11 protein-coding genes are annotated in these 16,249 nt (G+C 48.9%); 4 read left to right on the forward strand and 7 right to left on the reverse strand.

The window, feature by feature from the left end; genetic code table 11:
- The first annotated feature begins 290 nt into the window (after window positions 1-290).
- Together ACO6V1_RS06860 and ACO6V1_RS06865 are read left to right on the forward strand one after the other, a co-directional pair.
- Window positions 291-524 (forward strand): DUF6364 family protein, encoded by a 234-nt coding sequence (locus tag ACO6V1_RS06860; RefSeq protein ID WP_422445885.1) that lies wholly within the window; start codon window positions 291-293, stop codon window positions 522-524.
- A 196-nt stretch (window positions 525-720) separates the two neighbouring features.
- On the forward strand, window positions 721-9,222 hold the full coding sequence (locus ACO6V1_RS06865) for an autotransporter domain-containing protein (RefSeq protein ID WP_422466279.1): 8,502 nt from the start codon (window positions 721-723) through the stop codon (window positions 9,220-9,222).
- Window positions 9,223-9,392: 170 nt separating this feature from the next.
- On the opposite strand, the gene ACO6V1_RS06870 is transcribed toward ACO6V1_RS06865, so the two are convergent.
- Together ACO6V1_RS06870 and ACO6V1_RS06875 are read right to left on the reverse strand one after the other, a co-directional pair.
- Entirely contained in the window at window positions 9,393-9,683 is a 291-nt protein-coding gene (locus ACO6V1_RS06870) for a helix-turn-helix domain-containing protein (protein ID WP_422466281.1), read from the reverse strand.
- On the reverse strand, window positions 9,664-9,801 hold the full coding sequence (locus tag ACO6V1_RS06875) for a type II toxin-antitoxin system RelE/ParE family toxin (protein WP_422445891.1): 138 nt from the start codon (window positions 9,799-9,801) through the stop codon (window positions 9,664-9,666). The genes ACO6V1_RS06870 and ACO6V1_RS06875 overlap by 20 nt, the downstream gene beginning before the upstream one ends.
- A gap of 228 nt (window positions 9,802-10,029) precedes the next feature.
- Between ACO6V1_RS06875 and ACO6V1_RS06880 the strand changes: the two genes are divergently transcribed.
- Window positions 10,030-10,311: a hypothetical protein gene (locus ACO6V1_RS06880; protein WP_422466283.1), complete on the forward strand. Its 282-nt coding sequence runs from the start codon at window positions 10,030-10,032 to the stop codon at window positions 10,309-10,311.
- On the forward strand, window positions 10,298-10,681 hold the full coding sequence (locus ACO6V1_RS06885; RefSeq protein ID WP_422466285.1) for a type II toxin-antitoxin system VapC family toxin: 384 nt from the start codon (window positions 10,298-10,300) through the stop codon (window positions 10,679-10,681). The genes ACO6V1_RS06880 and ACO6V1_RS06885 overlap by 14 nt, the downstream gene beginning before the upstream one ends.
- A 39-nt stretch (window positions 10,682-10,720) precedes the next feature.
- On the opposite strand, the gene ACO6V1_RS06890 is transcribed toward ACO6V1_RS06885, so the two are convergent.
- The 5 genes from ACO6V1_RS06890 to menC all read right to left on the reverse strand — a co-directional run bounded on the left by ACO6V1_RS06890 (window position 10,721) and on the right by menC (window position 16,247).
- Window positions 10,721-11,593 carry a U32 family peptidase gene (locus ACO6V1_RS06890; RefSeq protein WP_422466286.1) on the reverse strand — a complete coding sequence of 291 codons (873 nt, stop codon included), beginning with the start codon at window positions 11,591-11,593 and terminating at the stop codon, window positions 10,721-10,723.
- A gap of 131 nt (window positions 11,594-11,724) precedes the next feature.
- Window positions 11,725-12,732: a ubiquinone anaerobic biosynthesis protein UbiU gene (ubiU, locus tag ACO6V1_RS06895; protein ID WP_422466288.1), complete on the reverse strand. Its 1,008-nt coding sequence runs from the start codon at window positions 12,730-12,732 to the stop codon at window positions 11,725-11,727.
- A 317-nt stretch (window positions 12,733-13,049) separates the two neighbouring features.
- Window positions 13,050-13,691, reverse strand: a complete 642-nt coding sequence (gene thpR, locus ACO6V1_RS06900; RefSeq protein ID WP_422466290.1) for an RNA 2',3'-cyclic phosphodiesterase — start codon at window positions 13,689-13,691, stop codon at window positions 13,050-13,052.
- Window positions 13,692-13,814: 123 nt separating this feature from the next.
- Window positions 13,815-15,215 carry an o-succinylbenzoate--CoA ligase gene (gene menE, locus ACO6V1_RS06905; protein WP_422466292.1) on the reverse strand — a complete coding sequence of 467 codons (1,401 nt, stop codon included), beginning with the start codon at window positions 15,213-15,215 and terminating at the stop codon, window positions 13,815-13,817.
- A gap of 36 nt (window positions 15,216-15,251) precedes the next feature.
- Entirely contained in the window at window positions 15,252-16,247 is a 996-nt protein-coding gene (menC, locus tag ACO6V1_RS06910) for an o-succinylbenzoate synthase (RefSeq protein ID WP_422466294.1), read from the reverse strand.
- Window positions 16,248-16,249 lie beyond the last annotated feature (2 nt).

Raw genomic sequence — 16,249 nt, forward strand, 5'->3', positions numbered from 1 at the left:
GTTGATTTGTTTACAAATTGTGAATATTGCCTTTATATGCAGGGAAGCCATATTGCAATTGATGACAATCGAGGTCGTTTTCAAGTGACAATACAGGGTTGGCCAAGCGAATGATACCGCCTCTGACATCGTTGCCTTAGGAGTTGCCTGGAAATAACTTCCCTATTTTCATTGCCTGACTCCGTTCGGACAGAGCTTGTCGAAGTTCGGTGGCACGACCCTTCGATACTTCGACAAGCTCAGCACTCAGGGTGAACGGAAATCGGGAACTTATTAAAAGACAATTCCTTATGAGCAAACTGACGCTAACCGTTACCCCTGAAGTCATCAGACAAGCCAAAATATATGGCGCAAGCCAGCAGCAAAGCTTATCCAGGCTGGTTGAAAATTTTCTGAAAACCCTGCCCGAAGAGCCGGACACAGGCAAAGTTAGACCCGAAAAACAACTAACCGGCCGCAATGCGGAGCTGGCAGGCATTATCAGCGAAAAAGAGCTGATTTTTAATTATTACCTGAAACTATGAAAACAGGAAAGACCTGAAATAAACAATATATATAATTGGTAGTTTATCCACTACTCTCTTACTTAACTTTCTACCGTGCACCATCCATTTGTTCGCTAATCGTCGTTTTTACATAAGTCATTCGTCATTCATTTTTCGTTTTTTAAACCGTGATTGAACGCTTTGCAAACTTTCCCCGGTATTTGAGGTGTAAGCAATGAGTCGTATGTCTATTACATCAGGCAAAAAGGCCCTGGTCCTGGCTATCAGTTCGGTGCTGGCTGGATGGGTTGGCAGTAATGGCTCGTATGCCGATGGTTTAGACGATTGGCCTCCTAAACAAGCGGTACCAATCAGTGGTAATGAAGAAAAAACTGTGCCAGCCGGGATAATCACGATAAAAGATACTTGCGATGGGGGTAGCAGTCAGTCAGCATGCAACATTTCAATGACCGGTGGCACACTGACAATCCCGTCTAATGCCACTATCAAGGTAGAGGGAACAGGGGATGCAAGTATTGTCAGTAAAACTGGCAATAATACAATTACTAATGAAGGAAAGGTGAGTGTAGTTAAAGATGCTACGGGCGTACGATTAAAAGCTGACAAATTAACCATAGGTGGTGGCGGTGAGATTGATGCATTTTCGGGTGCGGACGATACCACCGGCGTTGTCATTGAGGGCGGCGAGCTGACAAACTCCAGCACGGTAAAGGGTTCTAATTCTAAAGCAGCTATTAAAATTGAGGGTGGCACGCTGATAAACTCCGGCAGCATAGAGAGCTCTGCAGCAGCTATAGAAATCACTGGAGCAGCTACCGCTACCTTTAATACGGGATCTACTGTTAAGGGATTACATGCCTCTGCCGTGGCGATTGATGCATCAGCCGCAACAGGAAAGGTCACCGTTAATATCAATGAGGGTACGTTTACTGGGGATATAAAGGGCAATGCCGGGAAAGACAATGAGCTGAACATTAAAAAAACTGGCGACGGCATCAAGAACAATATCAGTGGTTTTGAAACTATCAATATCACCGGCACGGGCTGGACAGCCCAGGGGCATGTATCCGGTGCAAACAAGTTGAACACCAACAGCGCGATCGAAGACCTTTATGTCAGTAAAAAAGATTCAGACTTAGTGACGAGCGCTGATCCTGATACCCTTAGAATTAAAATGGCATCTGAAACTCTGGCGATTGAAACCGATACCGCCAGCGGTGCTGACAGCAAAGTCAAAAATCTGCATATACTCGATGCTACACATCTCAACTTAAGCGACGGTAACAGCTCGTCGCCTGGCCCCGCTACAGTTGACACAATCACTGTTGGCGGCACTGCTGGCTGGCAGGTTGATGGTGTGGCTAAAGGTGTAACCGAAGTCAACACCACCGGCACCGTTGGCAAACTTTACGTCGATGATAAAGAGGCTAGTGAACTAAGCAGTATTCAAAGTGCTGCCGGTTTGCTGAAGGTAGGATCTGAAAACCTGAAGATTACCACCAATAGTCCTGGCACAATAGAACACCTGCATATACTGGGCGCTAAACAGCTCACCTTTGGTGAAACATCCTCTGGCTCCGCCTCGGTCGGGCAAATCAATGTTGGCCCTACCGCTGCCTGGACAACCGCTGGTAAGGCTGAAAATGTAAGCGTAGTCAAAACCACTGGCACCATTGAAAATCTCTATATCATCGAAAACGAAACGCCAGTCAGTGCTGCTGGTTCTTTATGGGTGAAATCTAAGTCTGACGGTCTAACAATCGCTACCAATATAAGCGGTGGTGCCGAAGGTAAAATCAGCAACCTGCACATACTCAGTGCTAAAAACAAGCTCACACTAAGCGATGACGAAGCAAATTATCAGTCCGGCTTTGCCACAGTTGACAAGATCATTGTTGGCGAAGAAGTTGGCAAACCAGATGGCGATAACTTGGATGTTGACGGTTTTGCCAGCGGAGTAACCAAACTCAACACCGTCGGCATTATTAATCTTAATGTTTATGATAAGAACCCTGAGACAAGTGGTGGTAGTAATGGGAGTGATACGCTCAAGGTCATCTCTGAAAAACTGGCGATTGTTACCGACATCGCCAAAAACCCTAACAGCAAAATCGAGAACCTGCATATACTCGGCGCTACACAGCTAAACTTAAGCGACAGCGTTAATGAATTTGGCCCCGCCGCAGTTGAACAAATCACTGTTGGCGATACCGCTGGCTGGCAAGTCAACGGCCTGGCCAAAGGAGTCAGCGCAGTCAACACCCGCAGTACCATTAACAATCTTTATGTCCGAGGCAATGCTGCTGTACCAAGTGCCATTACAGACAAAGAAAAAGACAACACTGTCGGTTCTTTGCAGGTAATGTCTGACCAGCTGGCGATTGTTACCGATACCGCCAGCGGGGCTGAAGGCAAAATCAACGACCTGCATATATTGGGTGCCACAAAGCTAACAGGAACGGCCCCTGCTATTGAAAATATTCAAGTCTATAGCGCTGAAGATTGGAAACTGCTCCCTGTTTTGAGTGGCGTTAAAAACATCACTGCCAAAATGCCTGCATCTGCATCAGGGGCTTCAAGTGTCCCAACATTTATTAGTGCTATTTCTTTGAGATCCGATGCAACAAATTTAAATGATTCTGATGCAAAGACTCTAAGTATCAAAGCTCTCAAATCCGATACAAACCACCCCAATATCACTGCAGATAAGCTCGGGCTAATAGAAAAACTGACCATCGGTAAAGAAGCAGGGATTGGCGATATCTCCAATGTGAAAAATATCGAAATAGCTACAGCTTCAGCTGATCCTGATTGGCAGGTCGGTTTGGTAAACAATGCCTCTGAAATTACTGTCACTAACAGCACCGTTAACAATCTTTCTGTCAACGTTAGCGGCGCTAATGTACCTGTTGGCAATCAAAGAAGTGCTGTCGGTTCTTTGCAGGTCAGGTCTGACGCACTGAAGATTGCTACCACCGGTTCTGGCAAAATCGACAATCTGCATATATTGGGTGGCACAGAGCTACAAGGATCGGGCCCTGTTGCTATTAAAAATTTAGAAGTCAATAGTGCTGACAGTTGGAAACTGCTCCCTTATCTGAGTGGCGTTGAAAAAATCACTGCCAAAATGCCTGCATCTGCATCAGGGGCTTCAAGTGTCCCAACAGTTATTAGTGCTATTTCTTTGGTGGGGGCCAATGCAAAAGATTTAACTAAGGATGCAAAGACTTTGAGTATCGTAGCTCCCAAGTCCCCTGCAACCTCTCCCCAGGTCACCGCAGATAAGCTCGGGCTAATAGAAAAACTGACCATCGGTAAAGCAGCAGGGATTGGCGATATCTCCAATGTGAAAAATATCGAAATAAATTCAGCTACTACTGATTGGCAGGCCGGTTTGGTAAAAAATGCCTCTAAAATTACCGCCACCAGCACCATTGAACATCTTCACGTCGACGATAGTAAAGCTAAAGAATTAAGTGCCATTGACAAAGCTGACGGACGACTGAAGGCAGGATCTGACAATCTGACGATTGTCGCAAATGCAAGCGATAAGTCCGCGAGCAAAATCAACAACCTGCATATACACGGTGCTGCACAGCTCAATATCAGCGATGGGAAAGACCAGCCCGGCCCCGCCTCGGTTGATAAAATCATTGTTGGCAAAACCGATGGCTGGAAAGTCAGGGGTTTGGCCAAAGCTAGTAACGTCGAAACCACAGGTACCATTAAGCATCTTTATGTCGGTACCCAAGACCACAAGCTAAGTGCGAGTGCAATTGAAGACACTGCTTCTTTGCGGGTGGTGCAGTCTGGCGAACTGAATATCAAAACTGATAAAAACGGCGACGCTGACGGCAAAATTGACAAGTTGCATATATTGGGTGGTACAACGCTGAAAGGCACAGATCTTGTTATTAACAATATTGAAGTCAATAGCACTGACGATTGGAAATTGCTCTCAGCTCTGAGTGGCATGAAATCCATCACTGCCAAAAAGCCTGCATCAGGAGAGGATTCAGGTAACCAGGAAGTTATTAGTGCGATTACTTTACAAGGGTCTGGTGCGACAAAGCCACCAGAAAACGTTTCAAAGACTTTAAATATTAATACTCCCAACTCCATTCAGATCAGCGCAGATGAGTCCGGGCTAATAAAAACTCTGACCATCGGTGATGCAGCCGCGGCTGGCACTATCTCAAATGTGAAACAGATTAAGATCAATTCACCTAATTCTGATTGGCAGGTCGGTTTGTTAAAAAACCCTTCTCTAATTACTGTTGATGATGCTGTCAAGGCAAACTCCATAACCATAAAAGGTCCCGGTAGCCCCGCCTCCAGGGCCAGCTCTGGCTCGACGAAGGGTGTCTTGAACGTAGCGTTTGACCAACCGGCGGATGATTTCTTTCACATTACAGGTGGTGATGCGATTGCCAAAATTGATTTTGCTAATACCAGCGAACGCCCCAGTCTCAAGTTTACGCCAACTAAGAGCATGACGTTTGACAACATAAACGGTCACCCCTCAAAACAAGATACCCTTGTATTTACGGGAGATGTAGGATTTTCTGATGATAAGAATAAGATGCCTGCAGGCTTTTTCGGCATTGAATACCGCTATATGCCTGACTCTGTTCCTGCCAACCTGAAAATGCTTGAATTGTCGTCTATTGACCAGTATTCAACAATCAAAGCTGTCAAAAAAGGATCTGAAGACAGTGATGGAGCACTTAACATTCCATTTGCTACTGCGAGCATGCCGACAGCGTTTTATCTGAAAACCGCCGACGATACGCACTACTCCATCGACTTCAGCTCTACTGACCGCCCCACCACGACCTTTGAAATTGCTAAAGGTCTGGTTACCGAACTCAAGAATGACAGCAGTAAAAATGACCAGTTAGTAATCCGTGGTGGTATTTTAGAGGGAGATATTGACAGCATCAGCTCTCTGGCCATAGCCGGTGGAGAGGCCGATGCCGGGGACTGGACGGCATCTGGAACGTTCAGCAACCTGAACAGCGTCAATGTCCTTGATAAAGGGGTATTAACCGCACTGAATGTTGCCGGGCCATCAAAGTCAGAGCAGCGCTCCGCACCAGGCCAGACCCTGAATGTAACCACTGCCAGCGGCCAGCCGCTGCCGGTTACTGTGTCCAAAGGCGGCCAGCTTAACACTTTGAAGATCAATGATGGTGCCAGCCTGGCAGCAGTTAAACTGCAGGGAGCTACCACCATTAACATTGACGAGAATGCTAAAAATTGGAACGTAGGTTCGGTTACGGATGCTGGTGCCATCCAGGCACCAACCCATGAGTTTACCCAGGTCAAGTTGGGTAAGGATTTAACCACTGGCCCGGTGAATCAGCAGAACCTGGTGTTAAATACCCTGAGCCATCCGGTATCGATAACCGCAAAAGGGATCAAAACGCTGGAACTGGCCAGTGGTGCAAGACTGGGAAATGCTGACGGTGTCAAACAACTGAACATTACCGGTACTGACTGGTCAGCGAAGGAATGGTTACCCGGGGTAAGCACGGTGCAAACCTCCAGTGCCATCTCAGACCTTTCAGTTACCAATAAACCAGCACCTGCAGGTGATGTTCAAGGCAACGCTGCCGAATCGCTGAATTCACTGAAGGTGGAGTCTGACAAACTGGCAATTGCCACCGATGCTAACGGAAAAATCGACCACCTGCAGATACTCGGTGCCACAGAGCTCAGCTTAAGCAGTGGTGTGAATAAGTTTGGCCCCGCCGTAGTGGACAAGATCACTGTAGGCAAAGATGCCACTGGCTGGAAAGTTACCGGATATGCCAGCACAGTCAGCGCAGTCAACACCAAAAGTACCGTGAACAATCTTTATGTCCGCGATGGCAACGCTGCTATACCAAGTGCCATTCAAGACAAAGACATCGCTACCGGTTCTTTGCAGGTGATGTCTAAAGAGCTGGCGATTGCTACTGATACTGTCGGAGCTCAAGGCAAGATCGGTAACCTGCATATACTCGGTGCTTCACAGCTCAACTTAAGCGACGGCGTTAATAAACTTGGCCTCGCCGCCGTTGACAAAATCACTGTTGGCGATATCGCTGGCTGGCAAGTCAATGGCCTGGCCAAAGGAGTCAGCGCACTCACCACCGACGGTACCGTAAACCACCTTTATGTCAGTGATAGCAACGCTGTTGTAATAAATGCTATTACAGACAAAGACAACGCAGCCGGTTCTTTGCAGGTAATGTCTGACGAACTGGCGATTACCACCACTAAGACCGGTGCTGCTGCTGGCAAAATCGACCAATTGCATATATTGGGTGGTACAAAGCTAACAGTATCAGCTCCTGTTATTAACAATATTGAAGTCAACAGCGCTGACGATTGGGAACTGCGCTCAGCTATGAGTGGCGTGCAAAGCATCACTGCCAAAAAGCCGGCATCAGGGAACCAGACAGTTATTAGTGGTATTTCTTTGGTAGGGGCTGATGCAGAAAAGCCAGGCCAGCCAAAGACTTTAAATATTAATGCCAAGTCTGATAACCCAATTCAGATCAGTGCAGATGAGTCCGGGCTAATAGAAAAACTGACCATCGATAAAGCTGCGGTGGTTGGCACTATCACCAATGTGAAAAACATTGACATAAAATCCAATGATTGGCAGATGGGTTTGGTGACTGATGTTGACCGCATTCAGGCAGAAAGCCTTAAATCAGTCAGGGTAGGTAAGGCTTTAAAAGCCGATTTGGTGAAGCAGCAAAGCCTGGTGTTAAATACCCAGAGCCGCCCGGTATCGTTAACAACAGCACAAGGGATCGATACGCTGGAACTGGCCAAGGGTGCAAGACTGACAACGGCCGACGCGGTTCATCATCTGAAAATTACCGATAATGACTGGTCAGCAACTGGAGCGGTTACCATGGTCGGCGATAAGGCCAGCATTGATATTATGGAGGGAATTAGCGTTGGTGCCATTGGCACGATTGCCACGATTGGCAAAGATGTTCAGGTTGCGGCGAAAAAAGCTGATGCTGTAGCGCCGCCATCATCGCTGAAGATTGCCTTTAACCCAACTGAATCTAAAACACTGAAAGTGACTAGCAGCGGTAATATAAAGGGCAATATTGATTTCACCGGGGTATCCGAAAACGCAACAGTAACTCTTGAGCAAACAGGCGGTATGATAGAAGGCAATATCACCGGTGTGAGTGATATTATGATCAGCGGTACCGATGAGTTAAAAGGCTCTATCAAAGGTAAGGTTAAATTAGATATTGTTAAAGGCGGTAAACTGAAAATCCACGAAACAGTCAATGACGGTGGCGACCTTTACCATCAGGTTGGCGATTTGGAGATGGGTCCCGGTACAAATCCCGACCGACCAGTGGTCGTTGCAGATCGCATTGAAATTGAACCTGATGCCAAGGTGGTTGTGGACCTGAAAGAAGTACAAATTAAAGATAAAGAAGAGTTGATGATCTCCAAAGCCCCCATCAAACGAGCCGTTACTCTGGATGTTAAGAATGAGCAGTATGAGCACTTTACCGCCATGCTGGATAGTAAAGATAACAAGCGTATGGTGGTTGCCAGGGAACCTATGGTCAACCATGTCCGTAAACTGGCGACAGCCGGTGGGGCACCCGCTTCTGCTGTCAGAGCCCTGGAAGTTGCCGCTAACAAAAAAGTGGCGGTGAGCGAAAGCGATGACAACCTCAATAAATTTGTGGTCCCTCTTGCCAAAACCTCCGACCAGGCTGCCCAACTTGCCAGACAGCTCACCCCGGATAACACCGCCAGTGCCGTCAGTGCCGCCCAGGGCGCACAGCGAATGTCCGGTAAAGCCATTGAGACCCGCACTACCAGCATCCGCACCGGCATCAGCAGTGGCGATATGATGGAGTCCGGCGGGTTCTGGATTCAGTATGCCTATAACGATGCCACCCAGGATGAACATGACGGTGTTTTTGGCTTTGATGCCAAAACCAATGGCTTTACCCTGGGGGTGGATACCGAACTGGATGATATGACCGATGTGGGGCTGGCCTATACCTACGCTAAAACAGATATCAGTGGTAAAGGCTCTGGCGGCAGCATGGATTCCAAAAATCATATTTTCAGCCTGTACGGTGCCTTTACCCAGGATGAGATGTTCCTGGATGGCCAGCTCAGCTACTCCTCTGGTGATAATGACGCACGGCGCTCCGTCGTTGGTAATGCAGTTAAGGCTAGCTATGACACCAAAAGCTGGGGCATCAGCCTGACAGCTGGCTATACCATGCCCATGGATGATGACTGGAGCTGGCAACCACTCGGTGCCTTTAACTACTACCGTATAGAGACTGATGATTATTCAGAATCCGCTGCTCTTAATCACCTGGCATACGACAATGTTAAAAATGACAATTACTCTATTTTAGAGCTTGGTGTCGGGGTTAAGTTAATGGGCGATATCTACATGGATGATATGGTATTCCAGCCAGCCTTCAAACTGATGGCCTTCCACGACTTTAAGGATGACCCGGTGACCATGACCGCTCACTATGCTGCCGGAGGCGATAGCTTTGTCGTACACGGTGCCAAGCGTGACGATAACCGCTTCCAGTTTGCCGCTTCGGTGGATATGGAGTTGGATAGTAATATGACGCTGTCGTTCAACTACAGCCATGACTGGATGGATAACTTCAAGTCCGATGGGTTTATCGCCCGGCTGCGGTATGACTTTTAGCAGGAGGAGTAATATTTCAGGCTAACGGTTATGTGTGCAAAGTGCTTATAGAGTGTGTACAGAGTTGCCTCCCTTTTCGGGAGGCTTTTTTTTGCAGAGAAAACCGAGAAAAGCGGAGTCAAGCCCTGATTCTTGACACCTGCCGGTCATTTATTCTGTCGGCTATAGTTTCAGACGGGTGAGAAGGTGATGTTCAGTTTGTGCCCGGTCGCTTCGGCGTATTTTTTCAACATGCCCAGGCTGGGCAAGGTTTTACTGTTGGCACTTTCAAGACGGCAGATGCTGGTTTTCTGGGTGCCTATTACCCGGGCAATTTCTTCCTGGGTCATCCCTGCCTCCTGCCGCATGCGGATCAGTTCGCGCCGAAGCGCGAAGAACTCTGCCTTTTCGGCCATGGCGGCTTGGACATCATCACGTTCAAGCATTTTATCCCGAAACGCTTTATAACTTGAGTTTGCCACGCTGTACCTCCCTCATTCGCTGATAGCCAAGCTCTAACTCTCTTTTTGGCGTCTTTTGAGTTTTTTTCTGGAAAACATGCAAAAGGCAGTTTACCCATGTCCTTAGCAACCCGGTCACTGTAGAAGTGGATTTGCCACGTCGTTTGTTTCATAAACACAGGTTAGCAATATTGTTAACTTTTATCAATGCGGTGATGTCGGCATGGTTCCGGGAAGCTGCCCGAGATTTACCCTATGCGGCAACAGCTCCTGCGCTTCTAAGGCAAGCCCAAAAAAACTGTCATCTTGCGTTTATGAGATGTACGTCCTATATTTACAAGCGTACACACCCTCAGGATTTTGTGTTATGTCTACGCAGCAGGAACCAGAACAGACTAGCCAGAGCGTAACCCTGACTCAGCTTCGCAAGAATATCTATCAGCTTGTCGATGAAGTGATCGCCAGTGGTAAGCCATTAACCATTGAACGGGGGGGAACTCTGCTAAAACTGGATGTTGTCACCAGAGCTTCATCAAAACTTGGAAATCTTAAGGTCCGCAACACCTTGCTGCCTGATGGTCCTGATACGGCAGAAGGTCTTGAGGAAGCGATCACCCACCAGTGGGAGCCAGATAATGGTTTTGATTGATACGCATATTGCGGTCTTTCTGCACAGTGGTGATTTGGGCAAGGTTTCCCCGCAGGCTCAGGAGCAGCTTGAACATCATGATATTGTTTTGCCGGAACTGGCCAGGCTGGAGCTTCAGTATTTGCATGAGATTGGCCGGATTGCCTATACCCCTGCCGAGATAGTGGCGGATTTGTATGGTGATGTGGGCATGGTTTGTTCAAAAACGCCCACCGCAGGACTGGTGCAATCGGCTATGGGTATTCACTGGACTCAGGACGTTTTTGACCGACTGATTGCCGCTGATGCCATTTTTTGCGATTGCCCGTTGATTACCCGTGATCAGCGTATCATTGAGCATTTACCTCAGGCGTTCAGTGCCCGCTACTGAGCAGACTTTAATGGGGGTTCTATCATTGCTCCCTGTTACTCAATGGGTTATGCCGGGCTTTCCTGACCAATAGCCATTACATTGTTGAATGTCCGAAGTCATGACCTTACTCCCCAACGCCATTGCCTGCGCCAGTTCATCAGCCACTTTCAGAATATCTTCCGAATGCCCGGAAAGACGCATGGCCTTCACTCCGGCACTGGCCATCACTTGCCACTGATCCAGAATATTATGACAACTGCCAGACAGTGTCTGAATACCGTTGATGGTAAACAGCGCATCACCTTCCCGGGTCGCCAGGGGAATACCTGCTGATGACTTAATACAGCTGAACTCGCAGCTGTCTTTGCTCAGCTCATGGGTTCGGGCGGTAAAACAGCGGGCCGAGTAGGCCAGTGGCAGGTAGCCATAGCTGAATACCTCGGTTTCCAGATCATCAATGCCCAGCTCTGGCAAGCGCCCCATAATCAACTTAAGGTGCTCAAAAGAGAGTTCAACCGGCAAAACCCAGCGTTTTAAACCGGTACCATGCAGAACCTGCAATGCTTCAGCACTGTACAGATTCACCGAAGGACCGGTAATAAAAGGGACGCCCGCTTTTGATAGATAGTGGACAGCGGCCATATCGTTGGCTTCTACAGTAAAGTCTCCGTTCTCACAGACCTTGCTCACCTGAGCCAGTTCAGACTCAGCTTCAATCAGCGTCAGTGTCGATAGAACGACTTCTTTGCCTTTAGACTGCAATAACCTGGCAATGGCTAACCAGTCATCCAGCTTCAGCTCACGTCTTTTCGAACAGACGACTTCTCCCAGGTAGACTCGTTCAAAGGCGGACTCGGCTACTTTCTTGTAAAACGCCATAACGTCTTGTTTAGGCCAGAAGAACAGTAGTGGGCCAAGGGTAATTTGCATAGTTTATTCCCTGTCTGCGCCGGGCGTTACCCGTAAACGCGATCTATCAGCCACAAAGCAAAGCAGGTAAAAACCTTTGTGGCTTCGTGTCTTTGTGGTTTAAATCAAAAGAAACAGCCAAGCAGCCAACATCACTGCCAGGGACGGTTATAGGCACCCAGTGTAGTCTGGCTACCTTCAGACAAACGGGAAAGGCCAGCCATCCAGCGTTCATTGGTGGTAAAACGATCCGGATTGGCCTGGTAATGGTCCAGCGCTTCCCGCCAGATTCTCACCACTTCGGCAACATAGGCGGGGCTTCGCTGGCGGCCCTCAATTTTCACCGCACTGATGCCAGACTGATACAGCTGAGGGATCAAATCCAGGGTATTGAGGCTGGTAGGCTCTTCAAGGGCATGACTGACCTGATCATTCACGGTAAAGCGCCCCTTGCAGAGGGTTGGATAACCGGCCTGCTCATGGTGATCAAAACGGTCGATCAACAAACCTCCCAGTCGGGTTTCCATCCCATTGGCCGTGGTCTGCCAGCGCACAGCGGATGCGGGAGAACAGGCACCGGCAGTATTGGGCGATTCCCCTGTCACATAAGAAGAGAGAATGCAGCGCCCTTCAGCCATAATACAAAGACTGCCAAAGGCAAATACTTCCAGTTCCACCGGGCTTTTCTGAGCCAGTCGCTCAACCTGTTTTAACGACAGCACCCTGGGCAGTACTGCGCGCTTGATACCAAAATGATCATGATAAAAAGACAGGCTGGCCTGGTTAGTGGCTGAAGCCTGAACGGAAAGATGAAGATTAAGATCGGGGTATCGCTTGCTGGCATAGTCCAGCACACTGATATCAGCAGCAATCAGGGCATCGACACCGAAGTCGGCACACATATCCACTGCTTTTTTCCAGCGGTGCCAGTTGGTCGGCTGGGCATAGGTGTTTACCGCAACAAAAAGCCGCACCTTTTTTCCACGGGGATTTTTATCAACGTAGTCCAGTGCCTTCATGGCCCGCTGATCAGAAAAATTCAGACCGGCAAAATGCCGGGCATTGGTTTCATCACGAAAGCCGATGTATACGGCATCAGCACCATTATCGACAGCGGCTTTCAGGGAAGGAAGGTTACCGGCAGGACACACCAATTCCATAGAGAATTATCCAGTAGTTTTTGCGCAGCATAGCACGCTGAACAAAAAACCGACTTGATACTTATCAAGAAATAGCCAGAAAAACAAGTATCAACACCTAGCACATGGTTTCAATGAGTTTGGCGGGTTGTCATGCCTCCGAACTCCGTTCGTCCTGAGCTTGTCGAAGGGCGGAAACTCAGGACTCTGAGATCGTGCCAAGCACCCTTCGTCCGTGCATCCTGAGCGGAGCCGAAGGGCGCTCAGGGTGAACGGAGATTGTATACGTCAAACTCATTGAAGCCATGTACCAGGCAACCATCTACTCATCAGTGTTTTCATGCGCTAATAGCAAGAGGCAACAACGGAAAAGCATGGAGAGATTTATATCGCGTTCCCATTGCAGTGTTCTCACTTTCCAGTAATACCACCTCACCCACCGTCACCCGGAAGCTGGGAAGGTTAAAATACTGACTATGGGTGACATACCTTGGTCGTTTAAACCGCCCCAGGGTTACGTGGGGGCGAAAATTCCGGGTTTCAGCACTGAAGCCTGACTGCACTGCTGCCTGCTCACAGATATCAGCAAGCCGTTTTAACTCCTGTCCTGAATGCATCTCCAGGGCCAGCACCCGGGGGTTTCGGCCATTTGGAAAGAAACGAAAACAACCGGTCATACTGTCAAAGGTATGGTAGTCCGCCAGATCATTTTCAAGATTGCTGATTAACTGCTGTAACTGTCGGGGGGAGCTATTGCCCAGGAATTTAAGGGTAATGTGCTGCTGCTGGGGAGCTACCCAGCGCAAGTCGTGATCATGTCCTTCACCGGCTCGATGAATGGCTTTCTTATGCAGCGTTGCAGCAAGTTCAAGAGGAAGTTTTACAGCAAGAAAAGCCCTGACCGGTGAATTATGGGGCAGCGTCTCATCAAAAGAGGCCGGGATGCTGGAAGCGTTGTAGCTAATAGGGTTATTTTTCATATTATTCTAACTTCAACGTCTGACTGCTAAATTCAAACCAATTGCACCCTGCAATTTGGTTTGGCTAAGTTTGTTGAACCTAGTCTAGTACATTGTTGGCAGAAATCTGCCTGTATCGTCGTATTATTCCAAAAGTGCCTGAAAAAAGCGGCGATTAATCTTGATCCCTGATTCCGCTACCTGCTCAGGAAATAAACGAATATGTACCGGCACTTTGAATTTAGCTATCTTGCCTGCCAGCCTCTCTTTTGTAAATGGTTCATTCAGGGTACCGTCCACCGTCTGAACATAAGCCACAGGGCGCTGGCCATATTCAGGATCCGTCATGGCAACGACCACCGCCTGGACAATCTCCGGGAAGGTCAGCAAAGCCTGCTCAATCTCTTCAGGATGAATATTCTCTCCCCCTGAGATCAACATATTATCCATACGACCAAAGACCTGTAACTGGTCGCCGTGCCAACGCCCTTTGTCACCGGTATTAAACCAGCCACGGGTACCCGGAAATGGCGTCACCTCGCCCTGCTGAAAATAGCCTTTGGCCAGAGTGTCGCCACGCACCTGAATCTCACCTTCCTCTGTTAAACGAACCTCACGCCATGGCAATACCGCTCCGGAAGTAACACCACTACCGGTAAACAGAGGCTCTCCGGTACACACCTGGGAGGCCATCTCGGTCAGACCATAGGTGGTCAGAACAGTGACCCCCTCTGCTTTTACCGCCTCCACCAGCCTTGGGGAAGCAACGCCGCCACCCAGCAGAATATAACGCACACCCAAATCATAGAGTGATAGCCCGGACTGCAGCAGCCTGAATAATTGGGTATTCACCAGGGAAAGATGGGTCAACCGCTGTCTGGTCAGCATGTCATCCAACGACAACCGACGTTCAAACAGCACCATTGTGGTACCAGCCAGCAGGCAGCGCATAACAATGGCCAATCCGCCCACATGAAACAGCGGCAAGGATAGCAGCCAGGTATCACCATAGGTTAATGGCAAGGTATGCATTGAGCCCAGGGCGCTAAAATAATGATTTTTATAACTGTGCGCTACCGCCTTTGGAATGCCCGTTGTTCCAGAGGTGGCGATCAGGTCATAAACGGCTTCAGCATGAATCTTAATGGGCTGAAGTCTGCTCTCCGGTAGTGGCCGCATGAGAGCAATCCGTCGATGAAAATCGATACCTGCACTGTCTGCCACCTGTGCAGCGCCAATACGATCACGATATCCCGACATTTGCGCTTCCGGAAACGCCGGGTTTACCGGGCAGAAAACCCATTGGGAACGAAGACAGGCCAGGGCAACCACCACAGTGTCCAATGGTTTATGGGTGACAAAAAGAAGACGGCGGCCCGCTCTCATGCCCTTATCCCGGTATATACGACAACACTCATCCACCCACGCATCCAGCTGCCGAAACGTGACTCCGCCCTCCTCCAGCTGAATCGCTGTACAGGAGGACTGATGAATGGCTCGATAACGCAGGGGACAGTATTGCAATTCGGGGAAGATCGTTTTCATCAACGGCGTTCTGCTATGCTTCTGTTCAGCTCTGTATTACTGAAAAAAAGCGGGGTTAATGGCAACCGGCTGACCGGCAAAAATCCTTGCAGAGGTCAGGCTGTCGGTAAAAGCCGATAAAGTGTCCAGACCAGGTCGTTCTTCCGGTGTCCACTGAGCGCTGAGCTGCTCCAGTATGTGCAATCCAATAGACGACTCATAAGAAGAGCTGAAAACAGTCCTGACACCAACGCTTTTGCCGGCTGTCACCAGCTGTCGGCAACGGGCCAAACCACCCACCAGCGTCGGCTTGATCACAATGGCCACCAGACCCTGCATGGGTTTTAGATGGTATTTTGGGTGCTGGACCGTTTCATCCAGGGCAAAGCGAAGCCCGGTCTGCTCGTAGAGTTGTGAGAATTCGGCCACATGCGCGGTCGGCTCTTCAACATAAGCAATTCGCTCGACATCAATAGAGGCAGCGACCCTGATGGCTTGATCCAATGTCCATTGCTGATTGGCATCCAGCTTGATGCTGACGGACGTTGGCAAAGCCTGCAGAACCTGGTTAATTCTGACACAGTCGTCTTCTATTGAGTCTCGGCCTATTTTCAACTTGAACTCGGTCGGCCAGTTTCCCTGCCACAGTGCAAGTCGGCGGAGGATATCCTCGGTGCTACCCAGCAAAAGTGGTCCGGTTGCTGGCGGGTCAAACCAATGATCCTGTTGCAACCACCAAAGAGCCGACTCAATACCAAACAGCACTGACGGTACTGGCTGCAAATGCAGAACATCAGTGAGAAAAGCACTGTTGATAGATAACGGCCTGCCACCATTAACGGCCCGACAGAAAGCCTGAAGTTGTTCTTCCGCGTCTGCAAGACTCTCACGGCTAAACCCGGGCAGTGGCGCTATGTCGCCATAACCCCATCGGTCACCGATACGCAAACGCAAAATCAGCCCTTCCCGCTTATTCAGGCAGGTGTGCTTCAGCCATAACGGCTGCTTTAAAGGCAGCCGATACCTCAGGATATCGGCCTTACAGTCTTTCATGC

The organism is Endozoicomonas sp. ALC013 (assembly GCF_049310205.1).
Taxonomy (GTDB): domain Bacteria; phylum Pseudomonadota; class Gammaproteobacteria; order Pseudomonadales; family Endozoicomonadaceae; genus Endozoicomonas.

Excerpts from the sequence above, each read along its gene's own strand:
- ACO6V1_RS06890 (WP_422466286.1), bottom strand. The coding sequence starts at position 11,593 with ATGCAAATTACCCTTGGCCCACTACTGTTCTTCTGGCCTAAACAAGAC.
- ACO6V1_RS06885 (WP_422466285.1), top strand. The coding sequence starts at position 10,298 with ATGGTTTTGATTGATACGCATATTGCGGTCTTTCTGCACAGTGGTGAT.
- ubiU (WP_422466288.1), bottom strand. The coding sequence starts at position 12,732 with ATGGAATTGGTGTGTCCTGCCGGTAACCTTCCTTCCCTGAAAGCCGCT.
- ACO6V1_RS06865 (WP_422466279.1), top strand. The coding sequence starts at position 721 with ATGAGTCGTATGTCTATTACATCAGGCAAAAAGGCCCTGGTCCTGGCT.
- ACO6V1_RS06860 (WP_422445885.1), top strand. The coding sequence starts at position 291 with ATGAGCAAACTGACGCTAACCGTTACCCCTGAAGTCATCAGACAAGCC.
- ACO6V1_RS06880 (WP_422466283.1), top strand. The coding sequence starts at position 10,030 with ATGTCTACGCAGCAGGAACCAGAACAGACTAGCCAGAGCGTAACCCTG.
- menC (WP_422466294.1), bottom strand. The coding sequence starts at position 16,247 with ATGAAAGACTGTAAGGCCGATATCCTGAGGTATCGGCTGCCTTTAAAG.
- thpR (WP_422466290.1), bottom strand. The coding sequence starts at position 13,691 with ATGAAAAATAACCCTATTAGCTACAACGCTTCCAGCATCCCGGCCTCT.
- menE (WP_422466292.1), bottom strand. The coding sequence starts at position 15,215 with ATGAAAACGATCTTCCCCGAATTGCAATACTGTCCCCTGCGTTATCGA.